This window comes from Nocardioides sp. NBC_00850, assembly GCF_045207335.1.
GTDB lineage: Bacteria > Actinomycetota > Actinomycetes > Propionibacteriales > Nocardioidaceae > Nocardioides.
Window position 1 is genome coordinate 1,725,419 of record NZ_CP108845.1, and the last position, 25,452, is coordinate 1,750,870.

At 69.3% G+C, this 25,452-nt stretch carries 28 protein-coding genes and 1 tRNA gene; 16 read left to right on the plus strand and 13 right to left on the minus strand.

Going from position 1 to position 25,452, the window contains the following annotated elements; all coding sequences use genetic code 11:
• Positions 1 to 13: 13 nt before the first annotated feature.
• Positions 14 to 997 (minus strand): GlxA family transcriptional regulator, encoded by a 984-nt coding sequence (locus OH802_RS08440; RefSeq protein WP_406026938.1) that lies wholly within the window; start codon positions 995 to 997, stop codon positions 14 to 16.
• 71 nt (positions 998 to 1,068) lie between these two features.
• On the opposite strand from OH802_RS08440, the gene OH802_RS08445 reads away from it, so the two are divergent.
• A complete protein-coding gene (locus OH802_RS08445) occupies positions 1,069 to 2,406 on the plus strand; it encodes an MFS transporter (RefSeq protein WP_406026940.1) in 1,338 nt (445 codons plus the stop codon).
• A gap of 34 nt (positions 2,407 to 2,440) precedes the next feature.
• Here OH802_RS08445 and OH802_RS08450 read toward each other — a convergent pair whose 3' ends face one another.
• Both OH802_RS08450 and OH802_RS08455 read right to left on the minus strand, forming a co-directional pair.
• A complete protein-coding gene (locus OH802_RS08450; RefSeq protein WP_008360778.1) occupies positions 2,441 to 3,118 on the minus strand; it encodes a response regulator transcription factor in 678 nt (225 codons plus the stop codon).
• Complete coding sequence (locus OH802_RS08455) at positions 3,115 to 4,272, minus strand: ATP-binding protein (RefSeq protein ID WP_355224467.1); 1,158 nt, start codon at positions 4,270 to 4,272, stop codon at positions 3,115 to 3,117. The genes OH802_RS08450 and OH802_RS08455 overlap by 4 nt, the downstream gene beginning before the upstream one ends.
• Positions 4,273 to 4,392: 120 nt before the next feature.
• Here OH802_RS08455 and phoU point away from each other — a divergent pair, with 120 nt between their 5' ends.
• Positions 4,393 to 5,043, plus strand: a complete 651-nt coding sequence (gene phoU, locus OH802_RS08460) for a phosphate signaling complex protein PhoU (protein ID WP_350660896.1) — start codon at positions 4,393 to 4,395, stop codon at positions 5,041 to 5,043.
• A gap of 81 nt (positions 5,044 to 5,124) precedes the next feature.
• Here phoU and OH802_RS08465 read toward each other — a convergent pair whose 3' ends face one another.
• Genes OH802_RS08465 through OH802_RS08475 form a run of 3 tightly spaced genes read right to left on the minus strand, consistent with a single transcriptional unit; the run spans position 5,125 to position 7,518 of the window.
• Positions 5,125 to 5,865 carry a phosphoglyceromutase gene (locus tag OH802_RS08465; protein ID WP_406026944.1) on the minus strand — a complete coding sequence of 247 codons (741 nt, stop codon included), beginning with the start codon at positions 5,863 to 5,865 and terminating at the stop codon, positions 5,125 to 5,127.
• Positions 5,865 to 6,629, minus strand: coding sequence for a hypothetical protein (locus OH802_RS08470; RefSeq protein WP_406026946.1), 765 nt, complete (start codon positions 6,627 to 6,629; stop codon positions 5,865 to 5,867). Before OH802_RS08470 ends, OH802_RS08465 begins: the two co-directional genes overlap by 1 nt.
• Before the next feature lie 43 nt (positions 6,630 to 6,672).
• Positions 6,673 to 7,518 carry a UbiA family prenyltransferase gene (locus OH802_RS08475; RefSeq protein WP_406026948.1) on the minus strand — a complete coding sequence of 282 codons (846 nt, stop codon included), beginning with the start codon at positions 7,516 to 7,518 and terminating at the stop codon, positions 6,673 to 6,675.
• Positions 7,519 to 7,753: 235 nt separating this feature from the next.
• Here OH802_RS08475 and OH802_RS08480 point away from each other — a divergent pair, with 235 nt between their 5' ends.
• Both OH802_RS08480 and OH802_RS08485 read left to right on the plus strand, forming a co-directional pair.
• Entirely contained in the window at positions 7,754 to 8,239 is a 486-nt protein-coding gene (locus OH802_RS08480) for a CarD family transcriptional regulator (RefSeq protein WP_008360791.1), read from the plus strand.
• 103 nt (positions 8,240 to 8,342) lie between these two features.
• The gene (locus tag OH802_RS08485) at positions 8,343 to 8,951 is read left to right on the plus strand and encodes a hypothetical protein (RefSeq protein ID WP_406026950.1); all 609 of its coding nucleotides are present in this window, start codon (positions 8,343 to 8,345) and stop codon (positions 8,949 to 8,951) included.
• Here the strand turns inward: OH802_RS08485 and OH802_RS08490 are convergent.
• Entirely contained in the window at positions 8,944 to 9,645 is a 702-nt protein-coding gene (locus OH802_RS08490) for a 2-C-methyl-D-erythritol 4-phosphate cytidylyltransferase (protein ID WP_406026952.1), read from the minus strand. The genes OH802_RS08485 and OH802_RS08490 overlap by 8 nt on opposite strands.
• 169 nt (positions 9,646 to 9,814) lie before the next feature.
• Between OH802_RS08490 and nirD the strand changes: the two genes are divergently transcribed.
• The 7 genes from nirD to OH802_RS08525 all read left to right on the plus strand — a co-directional run bounded on the left by nirD (position 9,815) and on the right by OH802_RS08525 (position 15,261).
• Entirely contained in the window at positions 9,815 to 10,177 is a 363-nt protein-coding gene (gene nirD, locus OH802_RS08495) for a nitrite reductase small subunit NirD (RefSeq protein WP_406026954.1), read from the plus strand.
• A gap of 84 nt (positions 10,178 to 10,261) precedes the next feature.
• A complete protein-coding gene (gene ispF / locus OH802_RS08500; protein WP_406029255.1) occupies positions 10,262 to 10,681 on the plus strand; it encodes a 2-C-methyl-D-erythritol 2,4-cyclodiphosphate synthase in 420 nt (139 codons plus the stop codon).
• Positions 10,682 to 10,745: 64 nt separating this feature from the next.
• Entirely contained in the window at positions 10,746 to 12,155 is a 1,410-nt protein-coding gene (gene cysS, locus OH802_RS08505; RefSeq protein ID WP_406026956.1) for a cysteine--tRNA ligase, read from the plus strand.
• Positions 12,155 to 13,108 carry a 23S rRNA (guanosine(2251)-2'-O)-methyltransferase RlmB gene (gene rlmB / locus OH802_RS08510; protein WP_378818615.1) on the plus strand — a complete coding sequence of 318 codons (954 nt, stop codon included), beginning with the start codon at positions 12,155 to 12,157 and terminating at the stop codon, positions 13,106 to 13,108. Before cysS ends, rlmB begins: the two co-directional genes overlap by 1 nt.
• Positions 13,109 to 13,158: 50 nt before the next feature.
• Positions 13,159 to 14,676 (plus strand): metallophosphoesterase, encoded by a 1,518-nt coding sequence (locus tag OH802_RS08515; protein ID WP_406026959.1) that lies wholly within the window; start codon positions 13,159 to 13,161, stop codon positions 14,674 to 14,676.
• A 69-nt stretch (positions 14,677 to 14,745) separates the two neighbouring features.
• Positions 14,746 to 14,821, plus strand: a tRNA-Thr gene (locus tag OH802_RS08520).
• 35 nt (positions 14,822 to 14,856) lie between these two features.
• A complete protein-coding gene (locus OH802_RS08525; RefSeq protein ID WP_355020925.1) occupies positions 14,857 to 15,261 on the plus strand; it encodes an HNH endonuclease in 405 nt (134 codons plus the stop codon).
• Here the strand turns inward: OH802_RS08525 and pdxY are convergent, their stop codons facing one another.
• Genes pdxY through OH802_RS08545 form a run of 4 tightly spaced genes read right to left on the minus strand, consistent with a single transcriptional unit; the run spans position 15,262 to position 18,046 of the window.
• The gene (gene pdxY / locus OH802_RS08530; RefSeq protein ID WP_355224452.1) at positions 15,262 to 16,110 is read right to left on the minus strand and encodes a pyridoxal kinase PdxY; all 849 of its coding nucleotides are present in this window, start codon (positions 16,108 to 16,110) and stop codon (positions 15,262 to 15,264) included. It abuts the gene before it with no gap.
• A 23-nt stretch (positions 16,111 to 16,133) separates the two neighbouring features.
• The gene (locus OH802_RS08535; protein ID WP_378818626.1) at positions 16,134 to 16,739 is read right to left on the minus strand and encodes a rhomboid family intramembrane serine protease; all 606 of its coding nucleotides are present in this window, start codon (positions 16,737 to 16,739) and stop codon (positions 16,134 to 16,136) included.
• A gap of 14 nt (positions 16,740 to 16,753) precedes the next feature.
• On the minus strand, positions 16,754 to 17,314 hold the full coding sequence (locus OH802_RS08540; protein ID WP_406026962.1) for a hypothetical protein: 561 nt from the start codon (positions 17,312 to 17,314) through the stop codon (positions 16,754 to 16,756).
• Between the two features lie 42 nt (positions 17,315 to 17,356).
• Complete coding sequence (locus tag OH802_RS08545) at positions 17,357 to 18,046, minus strand: uracil-DNA glycosylase (protein ID WP_406026964.1); 690 nt, start codon at positions 18,044 to 18,046, stop codon at positions 17,357 to 17,359.
• A gap of 156 nt (positions 18,047 to 18,202) precedes the next feature.
• On the opposite strand from OH802_RS08545, the gene OH802_RS08550 reads away from it, so the two are divergent.
• Both OH802_RS08550 and OH802_RS08555 read left to right on the plus strand, forming a co-directional pair.
• Positions 18,203 to 19,201 (plus strand): LLM class F420-dependent oxidoreductase, encoded by a 999-nt coding sequence (locus OH802_RS08550; RefSeq protein WP_406026966.1) that lies wholly within the window; start codon positions 18,203 to 18,205, stop codon positions 19,199 to 19,201.
• Between the two features lie 64 nt (positions 19,202 to 19,265).
• Positions 19,266 to 20,816: an FMN-binding glutamate synthase family protein gene (locus OH802_RS08555; protein WP_406026968.1), complete on the plus strand. Its 1,551-nt coding sequence runs from the start codon at positions 19,266 to 19,268 to the stop codon at positions 20,814 to 20,816.
• 111 nt (positions 20,817 to 20,927) lie between these two features.
• On the opposite strand, the gene OH802_RS08560 is transcribed toward OH802_RS08555, so the two are convergent.
• Together OH802_RS08560 and OH802_RS08565 are read right to left on the minus strand one after the other, a co-directional pair.
• Entirely contained in the window at positions 20,928 to 21,950 is a 1,023-nt protein-coding gene (locus OH802_RS08560) for a Gfo/Idh/MocA family protein (RefSeq protein WP_406026970.1), read from the minus strand.
• Between the two features lie 27 nt (positions 21,951 to 21,977).
• Complete coding sequence (locus OH802_RS08565) at positions 21,978 to 23,420, minus strand: trehalose-6-phosphate synthase (protein WP_406029257.1); 1,443 nt, start codon at positions 23,418 to 23,420, stop codon at positions 21,978 to 21,980.
• Positions 23,421 to 23,577: 157 nt separating this feature from the next.
• On the opposite strand from OH802_RS08565, the gene OH802_RS08570 reads away from it, so the two are divergent.
• The 3 genes from OH802_RS08570 to otsB all read left to right on the plus strand — a co-directional run bounded on the left by OH802_RS08570 (position 23,578) and on the right by otsB (position 25,340).
• On the plus strand, positions 23,578 to 23,874 hold the full coding sequence (locus OH802_RS08570; RefSeq protein WP_091046051.1) for a DUF3263 domain-containing protein: 297 nt from the start codon (positions 23,578 to 23,580) through the stop codon (positions 23,872 to 23,874).
• On the plus strand, positions 23,875 to 24,393 hold the full coding sequence (locus OH802_RS08575) for a LytR C-terminal domain-containing protein (protein WP_406026973.1): 519 nt from the start codon (positions 23,875 to 23,877) through the stop codon (positions 24,391 to 24,393). It abuts the gene before it with no gap.
• Positions 24,394 to 24,485: 92 nt separating this feature from the next.
• Positions 24,486 to 25,340: a trehalose-phosphatase gene (gene otsB / locus OH802_RS08580; protein WP_406026975.1), complete on the plus strand. Its 855-nt coding sequence runs from the start codon at positions 24,486 to 24,488 to the stop codon at positions 25,338 to 25,340.
• Positions 25,341 to 25,452 lie beyond the last annotated feature (112 nt).

Consider the following 25,452-nt stretch of genomic DNA (forward strand, 5'->3'; position numbering starts at 1 on the left):
GATTCGGCTGGGGTCAGCCGCGGAAGGTGCGGCGGTACGCGGTGGGGGTGATGCCGAGGGCGGCGTGGAAGTGGAGGCGGAGGGACTGGGCGGTGTTGAGGCCGCAACGGGCGGCGACCTGCTCCATCGAGAGGTCGGTGGTCTCCAGCAGGGTGCGGGCGAGCTCGATGCGCTGGCGCTGCAGCCAGCGGCCGGGGGAGTCGCCGGTCTCGTCGCGGAACCGCCTGGTGAAGGTGCGTACGGACATCGAGACCCGGGCCGCCATCGCCTCCAGGCTGAGCGGCTGGTCGAGATGGGCGAGGGCCCACGCGGTCGCCGCGGAGATGCCGGTATCGCCGGGGGCGGGTGCGTGGTGCCGGATGAACTGCGCCTGCCCGCCGTCGCGGTGAGGAGGTACGACCGTCACGCGGGCGACGCGGTTGGCGACCGCGGCGCCGTGGTCGCTGCGTACGACATGCAGGCAGAGGTCCAGGCCGGAGGCCACGCCGGCGGACGTGAGGATGTCGCCGTCGTCGACGAAGAGTACGTCAGGGTCCAGCTTGACCTGCGGAAACAGGGCCCGGAAGTCGTCGGTGTGCGACCAGTGGGTGGTCGCCGGGCGGCCGTCGAGGAGCCCCGCGGCGGCGAGCGCGAAGGCGCCGGTGCAGATCGACATGATCCGGGTGCCGGGGCGGATGAGGTCGAGCGCCTCCTTCAGCGGCGCCGACAGGACCCCGTCCGAGACCGTCGGGTAGTCGAGGCCGAACTTCGGGATCACCACGGTGTCCGCGTCCGCGAGCGCCTCGGGGCCGTGCGGCGCGAGGACGACCACGTCCGAGTCCGACTCCACCGGTCCGGGGCCGCCGGTGGTGCAGGTGACGACCTCGTAGAGCAGTCGGTCCTCGCTGTCGCGGGCCCTGCCGAAGATCCGGTGCGGGATGCCGATCTCGAACGGGATGAACCCGTCCTGGATCAGCACCGCGACCCGATGCGGGGAAGCCACCCATACGTCGCTCATGGCTGGATCTTACCGATAGATGTCAATCAGGCCACTGTCCGGCGCGGTGCGAACCCGGAAGGATCATCCCCATGACCCAGACGACGACCCCGCCGCCTGCCGGCAGCGCCGCCGCGCGCCGCCCCCGCATCCACCCGGCCTGGTGGGTGGCCGCCATCGCCTTCGTGACCATCGTCGGCGCCGCAGCCTTCACCGCGGCACCGGGCCTCCTGGTCGGTCCGCTGCACGAGGAGTTCGGCTGGTCGCGCGGCACGATCGGCGTCGGGATCACGCTGCAGCTCGCGCTCTACGGCCTGACCGCGCCGTTCGCCGCCGCTCTGATGGACCGCTTCGGGATCCGTCCGGTGGTCGCCGTTGCGCTCACCATGATCACCCTCGGCTCGCTCGGCACCGTTTGGATGAGCCAGTCGTGGCAGTTCGTCCTGGGCTGGGGCGTCCTCGTCGGCGGTGGCAGCGGCTGCATGGCGCTCGCCTTCGGCGCGACGATCACCACCCGCTGGTTCGACAAGCGACAGGGCCTGGTCAGCGGCCTGCTGACCGCCGGCGGCGCCTCGGGACAGCTGATCTTCCTGCCGGTGCTGGCCGTGCTGATCGGGGAGCTCGGCTGGCGGGCCGCCTCGGTCACGATCGCCCTGGTCGCCGCAGCGGTGATCCCGTTCGTGTTGCTGCTGCTCCGTGACTACCCGGCGGATATCGGTCTGGCGCCCTACGGTGCCTCGAAGATCGTGCCGCGCCCCGCGCCCGCGACCGGCGCCGCGCTACGGACCGTGCGCGTGCTCGGGATGGCGATGCGTACCAAGGCCTTCTGGCTCCTCGCCGGTGCCTTCGCGATCTGCGGGATCACCACGAACGGCCTGATCAGGACCCACTTCGTGCCCGCCGCGCACGACCACGGGATGGCCACGGTCGCGGCCGCCTCGCTGCTCGCCGTGATCGGGATCTTCGACGTCGCCGGGACGATCTTCTCCGGCTGGCTCACCGACCGCTTCAACCCGGTCGTGCTGCTCGGCGTCTACTACTCGCTGCGGGGGATCTCGCTGATCTTCCTGCCGATGCTGCTCTCGTCCGAGGTCCACCTGCCGATGGTGTTCTTCATCGTCTTCTATGGCCTCGACTGGGTCGCCACCGTGCCCCCGACGCTCGCACTGTGCCGCGAGGTCTGGCCCGAGGACGCCCCGATCGTCTTCGGCTGGGTCCTCGCCTCCCACCAGGTCGGAGCCGGCCTGGTCGCCTGGGTCGGCGGCGCCGTACGCGATGTCACCGGGTCCTACGACCTGGTCTGGTACGCAGCCGGCGCCCTGTGCGCCGCCGCCGCGTTGATGTCGCTCGTCATGCCACGCGGTGCGGTCCTTCAGCAAGGCATGCAGGCCGAGGAACACATCCCCAGCGGAGCTCCGCTGGGGGAGTGAGTCTTCGGCTGCATACCTTGACGAAGGAACAGCCTCAGAGGTCGAGCTTGTAACCCAGCCCGCGAACCGTGACCAGGAACTTCGGCTCGGACGGGTCCGGCTCGAGCTTGGCGCGCAGGCGCTTGACGTGTACGTCGAGGGTCTTGGTGTCGCCGACGTAGTCGGAGCCCCAGACGCGGTCGATGAGCTGGCCGCGGGTGAGGACGCGGCCAGGGTTTCGCAGGAACATCTCCAGGAGCTCGAACTCCTTGAGCGGGAGGCGCTGCTCGTTGCCGTCCACGGTCACGACGTGGCGCTCCACGTCCATCCGCACAGGCCCGGCCTCGAGCGTCGCAGGGGCCGCGTCGGGCTCGGTGCCTCGGCGGAGGACGGCGCGGATCCGGGCGACGAGCTCGCGCGGGGAGTAGGGCTTGGTCACGTAGTCGTCGGCGCCGAGCTCGAGACCGACGACCTTGTCGACCTCGTCGTCCTTGGCGGTCACCATGATGACCGGGACCGACGAGGTGGCCCTGATCTGCCGGCACACCTCGGTGCCGGAGAGGCCGGGAAGCATCAGATCGAGCAGCACGATGTCTGCCCCGTTGCGGTCGAACTCCTTCAGAGCGTCGGTGCCGTCCTCGGCGACGGCGACCTCGAAGCCCTCCTTGCGGAGCATGTAGGACAGTGCCTCGCTGTAGCTGGCTTCATCTTCGACGACGAGTACCCGGGTCACGGGCGTTCCTCCTTGCTTGTGCCGGACTTCCCGGCAGTTGGTAGGTGCTGGGGCAGGGTGAGGGTGAAGGTGGAACCCTGACCCTCCTGCGACCAGACCTTGACCTCGCCACCATGCGTAGCGGCGACGTGCTTGACGATCGACAGGCCGAGCCCGGTGCCGCCGGTGGAGCGGTGGCGGGCCGGGTCGACGCGATAGAAGCGCTCGAAGATCCGGTCGATCTCCGTGGACGGGATCCCGATGCCCTGGTCGACCACGGAGATCTCGACGGAGCCGTCGGTCGCGCGGGTCGAGACGGTCACGGTCGAGCCGGGTTCGGAGTAGGCGACCGCGTTGGAGACCAGGTTGGTGACCGCGGTGGAGACCTGCTCGTCGTTGCCGAAGACGTGCAGCCCGGCGGTGCCGGCGCTGACCACGTTGATGCCCTTCGCGTCGGCATCGACCGTCGAGGCGTCGACGGCGGCCGCGATGACCTTGTCGACGTCGACCGCGATCGGAGCCTCCAGGGGCTCGTCGCCCTGGAGCCGGGAGAGCTCGATGATCTGCTGGACGAGCTCGGTCAGGCGCTCGGACTCGGTGATCATCCGGTTGGAGAAGCGGCGTACGGCCTCGGGGTCGTCGGAGGCCTCGGTGACCGCGTCGGCGAGCACTCTTATCGCGCCGACCGGCGTCTTGAGCTCGTGGCTGACGTTGGCGACGAAATCGCGGCGTACGGCCTCGACGCGGCGCTCGCGGGTGCGGTCCTCGACCAGAGCGAGCGCCAGGCGGGTGCCGAGCGGGGCGACCCGGGCGGTGACGTGCCGCGAGGCCCCGTTGGCGCGCGAGATCACCAGCTCGGTCTCCCGGATCTGGCCGTCACGGCGCACACCGTGGACGAGCTCGGAGAGCTCGGGAGAGACCAGCGAGGTGCCGCGCACCAGACCCAGGGCGTACGCCGGAGCGCTGGCCTTGAGCACCGTGTCGTGCTCGTCGACGACGACCGCGCTGCTGCGCAGGACCGAGAGGACCGCGGCCACCTCGGAGGGAACCTTCGGGGGCTCGACCTCGGGGATCCGGCGGCGGGAACGTTCGCTCATCGCCCACGCAAGCACCGCCGCTCCGGCGACGACAGCGCCGAGGAGCGCAGCAAGAAAGGCCTGCGTCGTCGAGTCCACACGATCAGGGTAAGCCCATCAAACACCCTTTCTTCACCTCTGGACGTCTCCGCGCCGAACGTTCACCGTCGGTTCACTCGGGATGAAGATCAGTACATGTCGAGTGTCTAGGATCGGCCCATGCGCGCTGCTTTCCATGAGGACCTCGATGCCATCTTCACCGATCTCACCAGTGTTTGTGAGCTGGTGTCGGTGGCCGTACGCGACGCCACCACCGCTCTCCTCGAGGCCCGCAACGACCTCGCCGAGCAGGTGATCGACAAGGATGTCGAGATCGACGACGCCCGCGAGCGCATCGAGGAGAACGCCCTCGAGCTGCTCGGCCTCCAGTCGCCGGTCGCCGGCGATCTCCGCGTCGTCGTCGCCGCGCTGCGGATGATCTCCGACCTCGAGCGGATGGGCGACCTCTCCGTCCACGTCGCCAAGATCGCCAGGCTGCGTACGCCGAACAAGGCCGTCCCCGAGCTGGCTCAGCCGACCATCGCCAAGATGGCCGAGATCGCCCAGCAGATGGTCGAGCGCACCTGCGAGATCCTCCGCACCCGCGATGTCTCCGCCGCTCAGGACCTGGTCGCCGACGACGACGAGATGGACCAGTTGCGACGCAAGTCCTTCGCCGAGCTGTTGGGCCAGGACTGGACCCACGGCGTCGAGCCCGCCGTCGACGTGGCTCTCCTGGGCCGCTACTACGAGCGCATCGCCGACCACGCGGTCACGGTGGCCAACCGGGTCGTCTTCGTCGTGACCGGCGAGACCCCCGCCGACTCCTGACCCGCCGAGTCGGCTCGTACTGACCGAAAATCCCGCCGAGTCGGCTCGTCAGGACGAGCCGACTCGGCGGGATTGTCCGTTTTACTGCTTGCCTTGGTTGGCGACTGCCTCAGCGGCTGCGGCCGCGGCCTCGGGGTCGAGGTAGGTGCCGCCGGCGGCGACCGGCTTCAGCGACTCGTCGAGCTCGTAGACCAGCGGCTGGGCCGTGGGGATGTTGAGCTTGGCGATCTCGGTGTCGGAGATGTTGTCGAGGTGCTTGACCAGCGCACGCAGGCTGTTGCCGTGGGCGGTGACCAGGACGGTCTTGCCCGCCTGGAGGTCGGGCACGATCTCGGACTCCCAGTAGGGGATCATCCGGGCGACGACGTCCTTGAGGCACTCGGTGGCGGGCACCTCGATGTCGGCGTAGCGCGGGTCACCGGCCTGGGAGTACTCCGAGTCGGCCTCGATCGGCGGAGGCGGTACGTCGTAGGAGCGACGCCACAGCTGGAACTGCTCCTCGCCGAACTTCTTCAGCGTCTCGGACTTGTTCTTGCCCTGGAGCGCGCCGTAGTGGCGCTCGTTGAGACGCCAGTCGCGGCGCACCGGGATCCAGTGGCGATCGGCGGTGTCGAGCGCGATGTTGGCGGTGTTGATCGCACGCCGCAGCAGGCTCGTGTGGACCAGGTCGGGAAGGATCCCGGCCTCGGCCAGCAGCTTGCCGCCGTTGACGGCCTCGGCCCGGCCCTTGTCGGTGAGGTCGACGTCGACCCAGCCGGTGGACAGGTTGAGCGCGTTCCACTCGCTCTCGCCGTGACGCAGAAGGACGAGCTTGTAGGTCATCAGTGAGCTTCCTCGGCGCCGGGCAGAGCGGCCGGGGGGAACTCGCAGGAGTAGGGGTCCTCGGAGATGGTGCCCGCGGACTCGTCGTGCGCCTCGCCCTCGGTCGCGTGCTCGCTCTCGGCAGGCTCGTCGGCCGGCAGGGTCGAAGCCTCCTCGGTGCCCTCGGCAGCTCCCTCGGCGGCAGCGTCCTCGGACGCCTGGGCCTCGGCGTTCTTGCCCTTCTTCGCGGGCTTCGTGGTCTCGTCGACGGCGGCGACGACCTCGGCGTACGGACCACACTGGGTGACCACCGGGACGGAGATGGTCTTCTCCTCACCCTCGGAGAAGGTGAAGGTCATCGGGATGCTGTCGCCCGGCTTGAAGTCGCCGGTGACCGCGATGCCACCGGTGGCCGGGTCGGCCAGGTTGATGATGCCGGACTTCGGCAGCTCGATCGGGGTGAACGACTCGGGCGTGACGGTCTCCTCGGCCTCGGTCGCCGTGGCGATCGAGGTGACCGACGGCAGCGCCTTGCCGGCGACCGCCGGGTTGATCGCCGGGTCGAGCGAGAAGGTGCCGACCAGGACGCCGGAGCCTTCCTGCGCGGTCACGATGCGAGCGGCGTTGATCCGGATGGCACCGTCGAGCGTCGACCCGCCGTGGCTGATCTCGTTGGGCCGGTCCGTCGCGTAGTCGAAGCTGCTGCAGGCGGTGAGCGCCGGAAGGGCGAGAGCCACGAGTGCGCCCGTCACTGCGAGCCGCTTCTGCATAACCTTGGTCGTCACGCGCGACACTCTATCCGCCCGATCCTGCGATATCGGAAAAGGGTCAGGCACGCAGTCCGACGGCGCTCGCGGCGTACAGCATCCCGGCGATCACCAGGGCGATGTAGACGAGCGTGACGAGGAGGAGCTTGCCGGCCCCGAGCTTCAGTCCGGCCTTGAGCGGCAGGTACGTCCACTTGTCCTCGTTGTCGGCGACCAGGCCCCACAGCGCGGTCAGGAAATGCACGCCGACACCGAGCGCAGCCGCGAGCGCGACCATGACCCAGTGGGGCGGTTCGCCCGCGGACTCACCGGCCAAGCCGGCGTACGAGAGGTATCCGGGGTAGCAGGCGAAGGCCGCCGCCCACAGCACCCAGGAGAAGAGGCCCTTGCGCAGCGGTACGTTGGCGAGCATCCCGAGCACCAGCGAGCCGAGGTAGAACAGTCCCGCGACGGTGCCCGAGGTGACCGAGAGCGGGATGACGAGCAGTACGCCGCAGCACAGCACGAACCAGACGCTGCCCGGTTCGAGACGGCCGTCCGAGATCGGCTTGCCCTCGCGCTCGTGGCGACGGTCGACGGCCTGGTCGACGAGGTCGTTGTGCCAGCCGAGAACGGCCTGGCCGACGAGCACGGTGACCGCGATCAGCGTCACCTCGCGCGTCGTCAGCCCGGCGAGGACGGCCGCCACCGACAGACCGATGGCGGTCAGCACCGCCTGACGGGGGTGGGCGGAGCGGATGAGGAGGAACGGGGCCCAGTTGCCCACCTTGTCCATGACGCTTGCTCTGCCCGCCGGGGCATTAGGAACGGCCGACGCGCTGGCCTGCGTCTCTTCCGGGTCCTGATCCTGGGCGTGCGACGACACGGTGAAGATGGTCTTGGGGGCGCTCTGCGATGCATTCGCCATGGCGGCAGTATCGGGCACGCGGCCGAGCCGCGCAGGACAACAGGCTGGCTACGACGAGATTTCGGAGCCGTTTCGAAATCAGCCATGCTGCCACGTTCGACGGGCCTGCGCGCGCGGAACCACACAAGTTGTCGATCTGTCAACCCCAGATTGAGCCCCTGACCTGCGCAAACACGGAATCCGAATTCTAAGATCCGTGGTAGACTTATAGCCCTAGGAAGGGGTACCTAAAAATATGACTTTCACCGTCGGCGAGACCGTCGTATACCCGAACCATGGCGCGGCCGTCATCGAAGACATCGAGATGCGCACCATCAAGGGCGAGGAGCGGCAGTATCTGGTCCTCCGCATCATCGCTCAGCAGGACCTCGTGGTGCGTGTTCCGGCCAACAACCTCGAGCTCGTCGGAGTTCGAGACGTCGTAGACAAGGACGGGCTTGATCGAGTCTTCGAGGTGCTTCGTGCGGAGCACGTCGAAGAGCCGACCAACTGGTCGCGTCGTTACAAGGCAAACCTGGAGAAGCTGCACAGCGGCGATGTCATGAAGGTCGCCGAGGTCGTGCGTGACCTGTGGCGTCGTGAGCGTGACCGTGGCCTCTCCGCCGGGGAGAAGCGCATGCTCGCCAAGGCACGCCAGATCCTCGTCTCGGAGCTCGCGCTGTGCGAGCACACCAACGAAGACAAGGCTGAAGTCCTCCTCGACGAGGTGCTGGCCAGCTGACGCTGGTTTCGGTCTGCGTTACAGGCTCCGGGGAAACCCGGGGCCTGTTTCGCGCTTTGGGGGGCTCAGCGGCGCACTCAGCGCGGCCGATACGGTGGCTCCCATGGAGGACCCCTACGCCGACTACGACGAGATCGATGAGTCCGCCGAGGTTCCACCGGCCCTCGGGTTCGTCGCCGAGGACGACCGAGGCTCGCTGCCGTTCACGTTGATCCACGGTGAGGCGCTGGTCGCCGCGGCGACCTGGTCCCTCGGGGAGTCCGGAGTGACCCCCGTCGACTTCACCACCTCGTGGGAGGGGATGGTCGCGGCCGAGGAGCCGCTCGTCCTGCACGACTCGCTGTGCCCGATGACCCCGCCGGCCTTCATCGCTCACTGTGTCTCGACTGCGCTCGCGCGCGAGGCGGTCGTGGTCGGCGTGCGCCCGGTCACGGACACGGTCAAGACCCTGGGCATCGAGGACGGGGTGCCGGTCCTCGGCGCGACCATCGACCGCACCTCGCTGGTCTCGGTCGCGTCGCCGATCGTGCTGCCCCCGGCCGTCGTCGCCGCCCTGGACGACTGGCCCGCCGGCGACTTCGCCGAGATCGCGGGCTCGCTGGCCCGCCGGTTCCCGGTCGTCTCGGTCGAGGCGCCGCCGGTCGGTCGCCGCGTCGCGTCGGAGGATGACGTACGCCTGCTCGAGGCGCTGTCGGCCAGCGCCGTCAGTTGAGCAGCGTCGTGACCGCGCCGAGGTCGTCGGCGAAGGTCACCTTGAGGTTCAGCGACGAGCTGGGCACCGCGACGATGCGTACGCCCGAGGCGTAGCGCTCCAGGGTGGCGCCAGTGTCGGTGCCGTCGAAGCCGTCGGCCGCTGCCTGGGCGTAGGCGGCCAGGAGGTCGGCGGCGCGGAACGCCTGCGGTGTCTGTACGCCGACGAGCGCACCTGCCACGGGCTGCAGGTCACGCGTCGAGAGGTGGCTGAGCGGGGCGGCGGGGATGGCGCCACCGTGCTTGCGGGCGACGCCGATGACCACGGAGAAGAGTTCGGGCGAGACCAGCGGCCGGGCGGTGTCGTGGATCGCGACCACGTCGATGCCGTCCTCCCCGGCGGCCTCGATGTCGGCCCGGAGCACGGCCAGTGCGGCCTGTTCCGAGGCGTGCCGGGTGTCGCCACCGGCGACCATCACGACCTCACGATCGCCGAGCAGGGGCTGGGCGACGGCCGCGACCGCCTCCTCGTCGCCGCTGCGTACGACCAGGACGAGGCGGCGCACGTCGGGCACCTCGAGAGCGGTCCGGAGCGAGAGGCCGAGGGCTGAGGAGGCCGGATCGTCGGACCCGTCGAGCGGGAGCAGCACCTTGTTGGTGGCGGCTCCGACGCGGGTGCCGGATCCGGCGGCCAGGAGGACGAGAGCGGCAGGCACCCCTGGAGGCTATCCGTTCGGCGGCGAAGACGGCCGGTGGGATGGGCGCTGGTGTTTACGTACGCGTAACAGAGCGAAACAGGAGGTGTCCCTCACGCGTCCTACGGTTCAAATCCACCGAAGGGAGGACCCGACGAATGTCGACGAAGCGGCTCGGGCCGGCGACGTCATGAGTGCGTATGCCCAGCGGGACGACCAGGGTGACTGGCAGTCCGTCTGCCCGGTCGACGCGCTCGAGGTGAAGCGCGGCGCCACGGCACTGGTCCACGGGCAGGCCATCGCCATCTTCCGGATGCCCGACGACATCGTCTACGCCCTGGGAAACCACGACCCGTTCGCCAAGGCGTCGGTGATCGCCAAGGGCATCGTCGGGGTACGCGACGGGGTGCCGTTCGTGGCCTCGCCGGCTCACCGGCACGGGTTCGACCTGCGTACCGGACAGTGCCTGGACGACCCGCACGTGACCATCCCCGCCTACGAGGTCCGGGTCGTCGACGGGCTCATCCACGTCGGCCACCGGAAGGTTGCCTGAGTCCTGTCTGGGAGACTGCGGAGCGTGCAGCTTCCTCTGATCGGCATCGGGACCGACGTACACAGCCTTGCCGACGGTGTCCCGATGCATGTGGCCGGCCTCGCCTTCCCCGACGAGCCGCAGGGCCTCGCCGGGCACTCCGACGGGGACGTGGCCGCCCACGCCTGCTGCGACGCGCTCTTCTCCGCGGCGGGGCTCGGCGACCTGGGGTCCAACTTCGGCACCTCCGAGCCCGAGTGGGCAGGGGCCGCCGGAGTCGTCCTGCTCGCGGAGGCCGCGCGCCGGGTCCGTGAGGCCGGTTTCGAGATCGGGAACGTCGCGGTGCAGGTGATCGGCAACCGGCCCAAGATCGGTCCGCGCCGCGACGAGGCCAACCAGGCGCTCACCGCGGCAGCCGGCGCGAGCGTCACCGTGACCGCCACGACCACCGACGGTCTCGGGCTCACCGGGCGAGGCGAGGGCGTCGCCGCGGTCGCAACCGCGCTCATCGTGCCACGCTCGTAGCGCAAGCGCGCTCACCGTGCGTCGCGATAGGTAGGGAACACGCGTACGTCCCTAGACTTGGGGTATGGCACTCAGGCTCTACGACTCGGCGACCCGTGAAGTACGTGACTTCACCCCCTTGCAGCCCGGCAAGGCGTCGCTCTATGTCTGTGGCCTGACCGTGCAGAGCGAGCCGCATGTGGGGCACGTGCGGAGCGGGGTGAACTTCGACGTGCTGCAGCGGTGGCTGCGGGCGTCGGGCTACGAGACCACGTTCATCCGCAACGTGACCGACATCGACGACAAGATCCTGGCGAAGTCGGCCGAGCAGGGACGTCCCTGGTACAACCTCGGCTACACCATGCACCGCGAGCTGGACGCCGCCTACGCCTCGCTCAACGTCGCCCGGCCGACATACGAGCCGCTGGCCACCGGTCACATCCCCGAGATCATCGCGCTGATCGAGGAGCTGATCGCGAAGGGGCACGCCTACGCTGCCGAGGACGGCTCCGCGGACGTCTACTTCGACGTGCGCTCCTGGCCCTCCTACGGCGAGCTGTCGGGGCAGAAGGTCGACGACATGGAGGCCGCCGCCGACGCCGACCCGCGCGGCAAGCGCGACCCACGTGACTTCGCGCTGTGGAAGGGCCGGAAGGTCTCCGAGCCGGAGACCGCCTCCTGGCCCTCGCCCTGGGGTCTGGGTCGGCCCGGGTGGCACATCGAGTGCTCGGCGATGGCCGGGAAGTACCTCGGTCCCGCCTTCGACTTCCACGGCGGCGGCCTCGACCTGCGCTTCCCGCACCACGAGAACGAGCAGGCCCAGTCGCGCGCTGCCGGCCGGCCCTTCGCCAGCTACTGGCTGCACAACGCCTGGATCACGACCTCCGGCGAGAAGATGTCGAAGTCGCTGGGCAACTCGCTGGTCATCCCCGAAGTCTTGAAGAAGGTACGCGGCATCGAGCTGCGCTACTACCTGGTCGCGGCGCACTACCGGTCCCACGTCGAGTTCTCCTTCGAGGCGCTCGAGGAGGCGGCCGCCGGCTTCCAGCGGATCGAAGGCTTCCTGGAGCGCGCGACGTCAGTGATCGGCGAGATCGCGGCCGACGGCGTGCCCTGCGCCGACTTCGTCAACGCGATGGACGACGACCTCGGCACCCCGGCCGCCGTGGCCGCCCTGCACGAGGTCGTACGCGAGGGCAACAAGCTGCTCGCCGACGGCGACAGCCCGGCGCTGCGCGGGGTTGCCGCGAGCGTCCGCGCGATGCTGGACGTGCTCGGTCTGGACCCCGCCGACCCGGCGTGGGGTCCGGCGAGCGGTGATGACGAGAAGCTGACCGGCGCGCTCGACGTACTTGTTCGCGGGGTCCTGGACGAGCGTGCCGAGGCGCGCGCCGCCAAGGACTGGGCCCGCGCCGATGCCATGCGAGACCGGCTCAAGGACGCCGGGATCGAGATCGAGGACACCCCTGAGGGTCCGAAATGGAGCGTTAACTGATGGCAGGCAACTCCCAGCGTCGCGGAGCGATCGCGAAGGGACGTAAGAAGGGTGCCCAGGTCGGCACCGGCGGCAACCGGCGCAAGGGTCTGGAGGGCAAGGGCCCGACGCCGAAGGCGAAGGACCGGCCCTACCACAAGGCCCACAAGGCGGCTCAGGCCGCGGAGCAGCGCAACAAGGGTCCGCGCAAGCGGGCCGCCGGCGACGCCGAGTGGATCATCGGACGCAACTCCGTGGTCGAGGCACTGCGCGAGGACGTACCGGTCAACGGGCTCTACGTCGCCGAGGGTGCCGAGCGCGACGGGCGGCTGCGCGAGGCGTTCATGCTCGCCTCCGAGAAGGGCATCTCGCTGCTCGAGGTGACCAAGGTCGAGCTCGACCGGCTGACCGGCTTCAACGGCCACCAGGGGCTCGCGGCGCGGATCCCCGCCTACGAGTACGCCCACGCCGACGACCTGCTCGACCGCGCTGCCGAGGTCAGGGAGAAGGCGCTGATCGTCGCGCTCGACCAGGTCACCGACCCGCGCAACCTGGGCGCCATCGTGCGCTCGGCCGCGGCCTTCGGCGCCCACGGCGTGGTGATCCCGGAGCGGCGTGCGGCCGGGATGACCGCCGCCGCGTGGAAGACGAGCGCCGGCGCCGCGGCGCGGATCCCGGTCGCGCAGACAGTCAACCTGACCCGGCAGCTGAAGGCCTACCAGGAGGCCGGCTGCATGGTCGTCGGGCTGGACATGGAGGGGGACATCACGCTGCCCGAGCTGGGTGCCCCCGAGGGCCTCGCCGACGGTCCGCTGGTGATCGTCGTCGGTGCCGAGGGCGGCGGGCTCTCCCGCTTGGTCCAGGAGACCTGCGACCAGATAGTGTCGATCCCGATGGTCAACTCCGTAGAGTCCCTCAATGCCGGCGTCGCCGCGTCGGTCGTGCTCTACGCGGTCGCGGAGGCGCGTCGCTGATCTCTCGCCGCACTCTGTTTCGGGGCCTCGCCGTCTGGGCGGGGCTCGGAGTGCTGTGGCTCGTGCTCGCCGTGGCGCTGAGCGCGTGGCTCTTCCTGTCCAGCGAACGCCAGGTGGTCCTGGCCGGCCACGACTCGGTCCTGCGCCCGACGCTCTCGGGGAAAGCGGTCATCCACACCGGACCGGTGCTGCCTGACGTACGCCTGGACGTCGGTGGCCCGATCGGTGTCGACGTGACCCTCGGGAAGACCGAGCTGCGGTCGATGGACGAGCTCTTCGAGCGCTACGCAGTCCTCGGGTCAGCCCCCGACGGCCAGCGCGCGGTCGTGGTGGAGCAGGTCGAGTCGATGCTCGTCGCCGCCGTACTCCGCGGCGCCGCGATCTCCTTGGCGATCGTCGCCGGGGGAATCCTGCTGTGGCGGCTGCCCGGCTCCCAACGCCGCGCCGACCTGCGCAGACGTATCAAGGAATCGGCCCGTACGCGGCACGGCCTCACCAGGGTGGGCATCGGCGTGGTCACGGTGGCCGTGCTCGCGGTCGCGGTCTGGCAGCCCTGGGGTGAGTCCGGAGCGCCCGGGGCGGACCAGGAGGCCGGACCGGTCGCCGGTGAATGGACTCCGCTGGCCGACTTCCTCGGCGCGGCAATCCCTGTGCCCGAGGAGCTGGCCGATGTGGAGGTCCGCGGCGACGCCTACGCCAACCAGACCCGCCGGCTCGTGGCCAGCGCCGTCGACACCTACAACTCCAGCCGGACCTTCTACGAGAAGGTCGTGGAAAAGGTGCCGGACCTGGCGCTGCGCGAGCCGGGCGAGGACGAGACCGTGTCGGTCCTCGTCTCCGACCGCCACGACAACGTCGGCATGGACGCCGTCGTGCGCGCGATCGCCGACGAGGGCGGCGCGACCGGCATCCTCGACGCCGGCGACGACACCTCGACCGGGTCCGACTGGGAGACCTTCTCCCTCGACTCGCTCACCGATGCCAGCGACGGCCTGGACAAGTGGGCGATCACCGGCAACCACGACCACGGCCCGACGGTCGGCAACTACCTGGCCAAGAAGGGCTGGACCGTGCTCGACGGCGAGGTCGTCGACGGCCCCGGCGGCTCGACGCTCCTGGGCGTACCCGACCCGCGCACCAGCGGCCTCGGCAACTGGATCGACGAGAAGGGCGTCACCCTCGAGGAGGCCGGCGAGAAGCTGGCCGACATCGCCTGTGCCTCGAAGGAGGAGGGCAAGCCCGTCGCGACCCTCCTCGTCCACGACCCGTCGCTGGGCCGCGAGACCCTGCGACGCGGCTGCGCGACCCTCGTCGTCGGCGGCCACCGCCACGTCCACCAGGGACCGAGCGAGGTGATCGGCGAGAACGGTGAGATCGGCTGGACCTACACCAACGGCACCACGGGCGGCGCCGCGTACGCCTTCGCGATGGGGAAGATCCGCCGCACCGCCGAGGTCACCCTGATCACCTACGCCGACGGGCTCCCCGTCGGCGTCCAGTCCGTCGAGCTGGAGACCAACGGCGCCCTCACCGCCCACGAGTACGTCCCGCTAGATCCCGCGCGCTAGCCGCGTCGGCTGCGTACATCGGCCCACGACTGGCTACGATTGTCCCGCCGTCACGGAGACGTACGGCACGCCGGTGTAGCTCAGTTGGTAGAGCGTTCGCCTTGTAAGCGAAATGTCGCGGGTTCGACTCCTGTCACCGGCTCCACAAAACTGTCGGAGGTCGGCCGTACAGTCATTGCCATGACCCGATGCTTGGGGTGCGGCCGGGAGCTGACCCAGCGACACCAGAAGATCTACTGCAGCAATGCCTGTCAGATGCAGGTGAAGCAGACGCGCATGGTCGAGGAGTGGCTTTCCACCGGGATCGGGAAGGCGCAGAGCAAGCGCCGCCACTACATTCGCGACTACGTCCTTCAGCAGCAGGGTGGCCTCTGTGCGGTCTGCGCGATCCCGTCTGAGTGGAACGGCCTCGAACTCGCCTTCGTGCTCGACCACATCGACGGCGACGCCACCAACAACAGACGCGAGAATCTGAGGCTGGTCTGTCCGAACTGCGACAGCCAGCTGCCGACGTACAAGGCCAAGAACCGGGGAAGCGGCAGGGCCTGGCGGCGGCAGCGTTACGCCGATGGCAAGTCCTACTGATCAGCGGAGCTGAGTGACCTCGTACGTCGTCGGCGGGTTGGCGATGTCGTCCTGGGAAGCGACGAGCTCGAGCTCGCGGCGGCCGGACTTCAGGGTGCGGTCGAGGATGGCGAAGAGGGTGTTCGCGGTGCGGCCGAGAGCGGCCGGCGTCGAGCCGGTCGAGAGCAGGTGGGAGAGGTAGACCGCCGCGGTGACGTCGCCGCCGCCGTTGGGGGAGATCGGGAGCAGGGGAGTGGTGACCGACCAGGCGCCCTCGTCGGAGACGGCGACCAGGTCGAGGTGAGTGGGGTCCTTGGTGATCACCGAGGTCACCAGCACGTTGGACGGGCCGGACTCACGCACGATGTCGACGGCGGCGAGCACCTCCTGCAGCGTGTCGGTCGACTCGAGGCCGGCGAGGAAGTTGAGCTCGAAGTGGTTGGGGGTGATCACGTCGGCGGCGGGGACGACCTCGTCGCGCATGAACTCCGGGATGCCCTCACGGACGAACATGCCGCGCCCTACGTCGCCCATCACCGGGTCGCAGCAGTAGAGGGCCCGCGGGTTGAGCGCCTTCACGCGGCGTACGGAATCCAGGATGATCGCGCCGACGGCCGGGTCGCCCTGGTAGCCGGACAGGACCGCGGAGACGGTGGAGAGACCGTCGCGTTCGGAGATGCCCTCGATGACCTCGGCGACCTGGTCGGCGGCCACGACCGGTCCACGCCACGCGCCGTAGCCGGTGTGGTTGGAGAAGTTGACCGTGAGCACGGGCCAGACCTCGTGACCGAGGCGCTGGATCGGGAAGACTGCCGCCGAGTTGCCGACGTAGCCGAAGGCCACGTGCGACTGGATGGAGAGGATCTGCATGGCAGTATTCTGCGACTGCAGCTTCAGACGGACTGCTTCTGGGCCTGTTTCTTGGGCGGGTCGTTGAGCAGCCAGGCCGCCAGCGCGCCACCGATCGCACCGAAGAGGTGGCCCTGCCAGGAAACACCGGTCTGCCCGGGGAGTACGCCGAGGAGGAGGCTGCCCCAGGCCAGGAAGATGAGCACGCCGATGACGATCTGGCCGACGCGGTGGCTGAACAGGCCGCGCAGGATCAGGTAGACGAGCCAGCCGAAGATCAGCATCGAGGTGCCGGCGGTGATGCTGCCCGGGGGTGACATCAGCCAGACGCCGACGCCTCCGACCACCCAGATGATGAGCGTCGCCACGATCCCGCGGCCGACGCCCGAGGCGAGCACCAGGAAGCCGAGGACCAGCGCGAACAGGGTGTTGCCGTAGAGGTGGGCCCAGCCGAAGTGGAGCACCGGAGCGAACACGATGCCGAGCAGGCCGGCGTCGGTGCGTGGCTGGATGCCGAGCGTGTCGAGCTGGTGCCCGCTGATGTAGTCGGTGGCCTCGAGCACCCAGAGCAGGGCGACGAAGCCGAGCGACCAAATGCCGGCCCGAAGCCAGTTGGCGCGTTGGGGCCGCGTGGGGGAGTCCTGGCTCACGCTTGAAATCTTACCTACCGCTCCACAGCGGCGAGTCTTTGCTCGAGACTCTCATAGAGGTAGGGGACGGCGGCCGGGTACGGACCGGTCTCGTAGAGCTCGGTGGCGAGGCCCCGGGGCGACTCCCCGGCGTGGTCGGCCGCCCAGGTCTGGCCGCCCCCGGTGATCCGTCCGCCGTCGAGGGGGAGCACCGCCTCGGCCGCCAGCGCCACCCAGCGTCCGCCGCCGCCCTCGAGCCAGGCCACCGGCACGGCGTACGCCTCGCCCTCGGTCATGTCGGCGTCGAGGTTGATCCCGCGGCCGATGGGATGGGCTCCCTGCCGGCTCCACAGGACGGTCGTGACCTCGAGCCGGTCTGTGTCGGCAGGGCCGGCGGTGCCGAGGACGAGGTGGTCGGAGAAGGTCGCCCAGTCGCGTACGTCGGTCGCGGGGAACTCCGGAGGACCGGCCCGTTCCAGGAGGGCCCGTCCTCCGAGCACCGCGGCCCAGACCGCCATCAGGACGACGACGATGGTCCCGCCGATCTTGAGCCGCCGTGACACCGACAGCGTCGGTCCGGTCGTGTTCTCGCCCACGTGACCCCCGTTCACCGCGCCGATGGGCCGATGGGGCCGATCCTAATCCGGAAGGGACCAGTCGACCGGGGAACCGCCCTGCTCGACCAGGAGGGCGTTGGCGCGGGAGAACGGCTGGGACCCGAAGAAGCCCCGGCGTGCGGAGAGCGGCGAGGGGTGCACGGACTTGATCGCGGGCACCCCGTTGAGCCGTGGCTCGAGATTCTGCGCGTGCCGGCCCCACAGGATCGCCACCAGCGGTCCGCCGCGACGGCCGAGGACGTCGATCGCCCGCCCGGTGACCTCCTCCCAGCCCTTCTTCGAGTGGGATGCGGGAGCACCCGGCCGCACCGTCAGCGACGTGTTGAGCAGCATCACGCCGCGGTCGGCCCAGGTCGACAGATCGCCGTGCTCGGGCATCTTCAGGTCGAGGTCGGTGGCCAGCTCGGCATAGATGTTCCGCAGCGACGCCGGCAGGGGACGTACGTCCTTCTCGACCGCGAAGCTGAGCCCGATCGGGTGCCCGATGGTCGGGTAGGGATCCTGGCCGACGATCAGGACGCGTACGTCTCGCAGTGGGCGCCGGAAGGCGTTGAAGATGCGGTCGCCGTCGGGAAGGTAGGGACGCCTGGCCGCCAGCTCGTCGCGCAGGAAGCGGCCCATCTGCTCGATCTGCGGCTCGGCCGGCGCCAGCGCCTCGGCCCAGTCGGCAGCCATCAGGCCTTTGTCCACGAGTCCGGCGAGTGCGCTCATGCCGCCACCTCCGTAGGGCAAGGCGAAGAGTACGGAAGTGGCGGCCTGAGGCCGATCGTCGCTCGCTGTCGCTCGCTCATAAATCATGAGGGTATCGGCTGGCACCGACGGCTAAGTTGTCCGTGGTAACTCAGGTGGACTCATCAAGGAGTAGACATGAAGTTCGGTTTCTTCGTCCCGCAGGGATGGCGCTTCGACCTCGTCGGGATCGACCCGGCGGACCAGTGGACGACGATGAAGGACCTGGCTCTGCACGCCGATGCCGGGAACTGGGAGTCGATCTGGGTCTACGACCACTTCCACACCACCCCGGAGCCCTCCGACCAGGCGACCCACGAGGCCTGGTCGCTGATGGCGGGCCTGGGCGCGGTGACGTCGCGGGTGCGCCTCGGGCAGATGTGCTCGTGCATGTCCTACCGCAACCCGGCCTACCTGGCGAAGGTCGCCGCGACCGCCGACCACATCAGTGGCGGCCGGGTCGAGATGGGCATCGGTGCGGGCTGGTACGAGCACGAGTGGCGGGCCTACGGCTACGGCTTCCCGGAGGCGCGCGACCGTCTCGGCATGCTCCGCGAGGGCGTCCAGATCTTCCAGCAGGCCTGGACCAAGGGCATCTCGTCGCTGGACGGGAAGTACTACCAGGTCGACGGCGCCATCTGTCAGCCGCTGCCTCTTCAGCAGGGCCGTTCCGGCATCCCGCTGTGGATCGCCGGCGGCGGCGAGAAGGTGACCCTCAAGATCGCGGCGCAGTACGCCGACTACACCAACTTCCTCGGTGACCCGGAGACCTTCAAGGCGAAGTCCGACATCCTGCGCGGCCACTGCGAGACCCTCGGGCGCGACTTCGCGGAGATCACCCGCTCGTCGAACTACAACGTGCTGCTCGGGGAGAACGAGGCCGAGGTCGCCGAGAAGGTCAAGGCCTGGGAGGCCCGGCTGGTGCCGCACCTGGGCGCAGCCAAGGCGGCTGAGGTCGTCAACGGCGCCGTCGACGGTCCGACCTCGCTGGTCGGCACCCCGGACCAGGCCGTGGAGAAGCTGAAGGCCGTCGAGGAGCTGGGGATGACGTACGCCATCGGCTACTTCGCCGACGCCGCCTACGACCGCGCCTCCATCGAGCTCTTCGAGTCGAAGGTCATTCCCGAGTTCGCCTGAGCGACGCCCGGCGACACCGACCCCGACGTTTACAACCAGGTGGCCGCCGGGTAGGAAGACGTACATGAAGATGACGACCCTCCTCGGGGGAGTGGCAGTTGCCGCCGGCGTGGTCGCCGCGCGCGACCTGACCCAGCGCAAGCACGCAATCCTGCGGAACTTCCCGGTGATCGGGCACGCGCGGTACCTGATGGAGAAGATCGGGCCGGAGCTGCGGCAGTACATCGTCGCCGACAACGACGAGGAGCGGCCCTTCAGCCGTGACCAGCGGCGCTGGGTCTACGCCTCGGCCAAGGAGCAGAACAACTACTTCGGCTTCGGCACCGACAACGACATCGAGCACGTCCAGGGCCACATCCACATCAAGCACCGTACGTTCGCCGACTCCCTGCCCGACGACCACGACCGGGCCGCCAAGCTCCCGTCGGCGAAGGTGCTCGGAGGTCCGCGCGGGCGCGCGAAGGCGTTCCGGCCGGAGTCGGTCGTCAACATCTCGGCGATGTCGTTCGGGTCGCTGTCCGGGCCGGCGATCAAGGCGCTCAACCTGGGCGCACGCCGGGCCGGGGCGATGCACAACACCGGTGAGGGCGGCATCTCGCCCTACCACCTCGAAGGTGGTGCGGATCTGGTGATGCAGATCGGCACCGCCTACTTCGGGTGCCGGAACGCCGACGGCACCTTCTCGATCGACCGGCTCAAGGAGCGGGTCGCCACTGCGCCGGTCAAGGCGATCGAGATCAAGCTCTCCCAGGGCGCCAAGCCGGGCCTCGGTGGACTGCTGCCGGCGGCCAAGGTGACCCCGGAGATCGCCGAGATCCGTGGCATCGAGCTCGGCAAGGACTGCGTGTCGCCGTCTCGCCACTCCGCCTTCCACGACGTCGACTCGATGCTCGACTTCGTCGAGATGATCGCCGCCGAGACCGGGCTGCCGGTCGGCATCAAGTCGGCGGTCGGTGAGATGGAGTTCTGGCAGGAGCTCGCCGGCAAGATGCGGTCGGGCGAGCGGGGCGTCGACTTCATCACCGTCGACGGCGGCGAGGGTGGCACCGGCGCCGCGCCGCTGATCTTCTCCGACGCGGTCGCGATGCCGTACCGGATCGGCTTCTCGCGGGTCTACGGCACCTTCGCCGAGCTCGGCCTGACCGATTCGGTCACCTTCATCGGTTCGGCCAAGGTCGGCCTGCCGGAGAACGCCGCCGTCGCCTTCGCGCTCGGTGCGGACATGGTCAACGTCGGCCGCGAGGCGATGATGTCGATCGGCTGCATCCAGGCTCAGAAGTGCCACGACGACACCTGTCCGACCGGTGTCGCGACGCAGAGCAAGTGGCTCTCCGGCGGCCTCGACCCGCAGGACAAGGGCGATCGCTGCGCCAGCTACCTCAGGACCCTGCGCCGGGAGCTGACGAAGGTCTCCGCCGCCGTCGGCGTCGCCCACCCCGGCCTGATCACACCCCACGACATCGAGGTCATGAACGGCGACTACGAGTCACGCACTCTCGCCGGTGTCTACGGCTACAAGGACCACTGGGGCGCCCTCGGCCCCGATCTCGCCCGCGAGCTCCTCGCCGTCGTGCAGCCGCACCATACGTTCAACGAGAAGCCGAACACCGCCTGAGAGCCGAGGCGTCAGGTACGTCGGCCGAGACGTCACTCGCGTCGGTCGAGTCGGCACCTGGATGCCAACTCGACCGACGCAGCTGACGTCTCGGCCGGCGGGGGTGACTCGTCAGGACTCGGTGGCGTAGCGGGCGCCGATGGACTCGCGGATCATGTCCATCTGACGCATCAGGCTGAGCGTCTGGCTGTGGGGCACCAGCGGGGACTCCAGGAGGCCTTCGCGCAGGCAGCGCTGCACCTCGGCGATCTCGTTGCCGTACGCGGCGCCGATGACGGGCTCGTCGCCGACGATCTCGACGGGCTCGTCGCCGTTGGCGGGCTTGAAGACCGCCGAGGACGGGTGGTGGAAGTCGGTCAGCTCGATGCGGCCCTGGTCGGTGGCGATGGCCGCCGAGCGCGAGGAGTAGGAGGTGACCGAGGAGACCATGGTGGAGAGCTCGTTGCCGGCGTACTTCCCGGTCATCACCAGGTCGAGGTCGAAAGTGCCGCCGTCCTCACCCTTCCCGAGGTTGGCCTGAGCGGTCAGCGCGCGTGCCTCGCCGAAGAGCAGGTGGGCGAAGGTGAGCGGGTAGATGCCCATGTCGAGCAGCGCGCTGGCGCCGAGCGCGGGGTCGAGGAGGCGCTGGTGCTGGTCGGGGTCGGCGACGAAGCCGAGCTCGGCGTGTACGTGACGGGGGACGCCGAAGCGGCCCGACTTCACGTCGGTGACGAGGCGCCGGATGATCGGGTTGGTCGCCATCCACATGGCTTCCATGAGGAAGAGCTTCTTGGAGGTGGCCAGGTCGACCATCTTCTGGGAGTCGGCGGCGTTGAGCGTCAGGGCCTTCTCGCACAGCACGTGCTTGCCGGCTTCGAGCATGAGGGTGGCGTGCTCGAGGTGGTGGGAGTGGGGGGAGGCGACATAGACGACGTCGACGTCCTCGTCGGCGGCCAGCTCCTCATAGGAGCCGTACGCGCGGACCGGGCCGTCGGCGGCGTACTCCTTCGCGAACGTCTCCGCGGACTCCTTGCTCCGGGAGCCGACGGCCGCGAGCCGGCCGTCGGGGACGAGCATCAGATCGGTGGCGAGGGAGTGGGCGATCCGGCCGGTGCCGAGAATTCCCCACCTGATCGGGTCAGAGTTGGTGGTCACGCGTCGACTCTAGCCACCTGGCCGGTCCTAGTGGGCGTTGGGCGGAAGCACGTTCTTGGTGTGGCTGCCCTGTACCGCCGCGAGCTCCTCGAGGAACGAGTCGGCCCAGTAACGTACGTCCTTGGAGGCGACCTGCTTGCGCATGGCCCGCATCCGGCGGGTGAGCTCCTTCGGCTCGGCCTTGTACGCCTCGAGCAGCGCGGCCTTCATCCCGTTGATGTCGTAGGGGTTCACGAGCCAGGCCTGGCGCAGCTCCTCGGCCGCGCCGGCGAACTCGGAGAGCACGAGGGCGCCGTCGTTGTCGTAGCGGCAGGCGACGTACTCCTTCGCGACCAGGTTCATGCCGTCGCGGTAGGGGGTGACGACCATGATGTCGGCGGCGCGGTAGAGCGCGGCCATCTCCGCGCGGGGGAGCGAGGTGTGGAGGTAGGAGATCGCGGGACGGCCGATGCGGCCGAGGTCGCCGTTGAGCCGGCCGACGAGGCGGTCGATGTCGTCGCGCAGCTTGCGGTACTGCTCGACGCGCTCCCGCGACGGCACCGCCACCTGGACGAAGATCGCGTCCTCGACGTCGAGCTCGGTGTCGCGGAGCATCTCGCCGTAGGCGCGCAGCCTGGCGTAGATGCCCTTGGTGTAGTCGAGCCGGTCGACGCCGAGCAGAATCTTCCTCGGGTCGCCGAGCTGCTGGCGGATCTCCTTGGCGCGCTGGTTGACGCCCTCGTCGTGGGCCATCTCGTCGAAGCCGATGAAGTCGATCGAGATCGGGAAGGCGGCCGCGTGCACGGTGCGCCCGTCGGGGAGATAGACCAGGTCACGGTGGGTCTTGTGGCCGACGCGCTGGCGCACCAGGCGGACGAAGTTCTGGGCCGCCTGGGGCAGCTGGAAGCCGACCAGGTCGGCGCCGAGGAGGCCCTCGAGGAGCTGGCGGCGCCAGGGGACCTGCTGGAAGAGCTCGGCCGGCGGGAACGGGATGTGCAGGTAGAAGCCGATGCGCAGGTCGGGGCGGAGCTCGCGCAGCATCTGCGGGACCAGCTGGAGCTGGTAGTCCTGCACCCAGACGGTCGCGCCCTTCGCGGCGACCTCCGCGCACTTCTCGGCGAACCTCCGGTTGACGCGCTGGTAGCCGTCCCACCACTCGCGGTGGAACTCCGGCTTGGCCACGACATCGTGGTAGAGCGGCCACAGGGTGCCGTTGGAGAAGCCCTCGTAGTGCTCCTCGATGTCCTCGGCGGTCATCGTCATCGGCAGCAGGTGGAGCCCGTCGTCCTCGAACGGCTCGAGGTCCTCGTCGATGCCCCCGGGCCAGCCGATCCAGACACCGTCGTTGGCCCGCAGGACCGGCTCGAGGGCGCTGACCAGGCCTCCTGGAGAGCGTCGCCACGCCTTCGTTCCGTCCGGCATCTCCACACGATCCACGGGGAGCCGATTGGCCACGATTACCAGGTCAGCCTGCACATCTCCGACTGTAATGGACCGGGGCCAGGTTCGGCGCCGAGTCGTTCCACCCGTGACTTCCGGTCCCCCGATCCGAATACCTGTCGAGTAACACGCCGGGAGGGTGAACCACAGCGGTGTAGTTCGGCGCGTTAGGGTGTGGTCAGATGCAGACGACACCGGGGGACGAGGAATGAGCGCTGTCAACGTGCAGGTCACAGGCCCAGGCGAGGACCCCGCGAGCCTCAGCGAGCGCGACAAGCAGATCCTCGACTTCGAGCGTCAGTGGTGGAAGTACGCCGGAGCCAAGGAAGCCGCTGTGCGCGAGGCGTTCAACATGTCCGCCACCCGTTACTACCAGGTGCTCAACGCTCTCATCGACAAGCCGGAGGCCCTCGAGGCCGACCCCCTGCTGGTACGCCGCCTGCGACGGCTCCGCGCGGCCCGGCAGCGTCAGCGCTCGGCGAGACGGCTCGGTTTCGAGGTCTGAATGACCGGCTGCGTACGTCCTTCGAAGGGTGAGCGTGGCGTCGCGCTCCCCACACCCGTCATCGCGCTGAGCGTGGTGGCCGTCGTCGCCGCGGTGATCATCTTCTGGATCACCGGTGGCGATGGAGACGAGGGCAAGGAGATCGCCCAGGCCGGCGGCAGCCCCTCGGCTTCGGCGTCGGCCTCACCGAAGGCGGCCAAGGCCGAGGAGAAGAAGCCGCCTAAGGCCGAGCCTTCGCCGGTCGACCGCGCCAAGGTCAGCGTCGAGGTCTACAACCAGTCGAATATCGTCGGCTTGGCCGGCGACGTCGCGGCGAAGGCGACCACGGTCGGCTGGAACGTCGTCGGCGAGGACAACTGGATGGGCTCCATCCCGGAGAACACCGTCTACTACCCGGGCGAGATGAAGCGCGAGGGTCAGCAGCTCGCGGATGACCTCGGCATCAAACGTACCCACGTGTCGGTCGAGGGCTCGATGAAGGGCGACCGGTTGACAGTGGTTCTGACCGGGGCACTCTGAACCTTTCCGGCCGTTGTCGAGGGTGTGTGATCTACCGCACGGCGGTGCCCTCGCGGTCGGCCCCGAGGTGGTTGCCGTGTCACAGTTGAGGCATGGCCGAACTCCAGCCTGATGGCACCACAGGAGAGCAGAAGTACGCCGCGATCGCGGCTGCTGCCGCCGAGACCCTCGTCGGTCTCGACTTCGACGGCACGCTCTCCCCGATCGTCGAGGACCCGGCTTCGGCTCGGATCCATCCGGACGCGGCCACGGTCCTGATCGCGCTCGCATCCCGGGTGAAGGCACTGGCCATCGTCACCGGCCGTCCGGCCGGACAGGTCGTCGAGCTCGGCGGGCTGGCCGCGATCGCCGACGCGCTCGCGGAGGAGGGCAAGGAGCTGTACGTCTTCGGGCAGTACGGCAACGAGCGCTGGAGCGGTGCCGACAGGGTCGTCGTCGGCCCGCCGCCGCCCGAGGGGCTGGCCGCCTTCGAGGCGGCGCTGCCGGAGGTGCTCGCCGCTCACGGGGCGCAGGACGCCTACATCGAAGAGAAGGGGCTCGCCGTCGGGGTGCACACCCGCCGATTCCCCGACCCTGACGGCCTCGCCGCGCGTCTGCTTCCGCCGCTGACCGAGCTGGCCGGCGAGCACGGGCTCGTGATCGAGCCCGGCAAGCAGGTCATCGAGGTGCGTGCTCCTGGCATGCACAAGGGTCATGCGATCGACACGCTGATCTCCGAGGTCTCGCCCGGCGCGATCCTCTTCGGCGGTGACGATCTGGGTGACATCGAGGCGTTCGAGGCGGTCAGGGCCTGGGGAAAGACCACTGGGTCGGCGACGCTGCTCGTCTACTCCCACGCCGGCCCCGACCGGGGCCCGCTCGCTGATCTCGCCGATCTCGAGGTGTCGGGGCCGGAGGGTGTGCTGGAGCTGCTGCGGCGGCTGACCGACGAGGCGCGCCAGGGGTAACACGGTGTTACAACGGGTAGCAGCGGGCTGCAGCACGCTGCTACCCGAGTGGACACCGTGTTACCCCGCCGCGGCGTCCGCTGACAGCGAACACGATAACCGGAGGGAACAT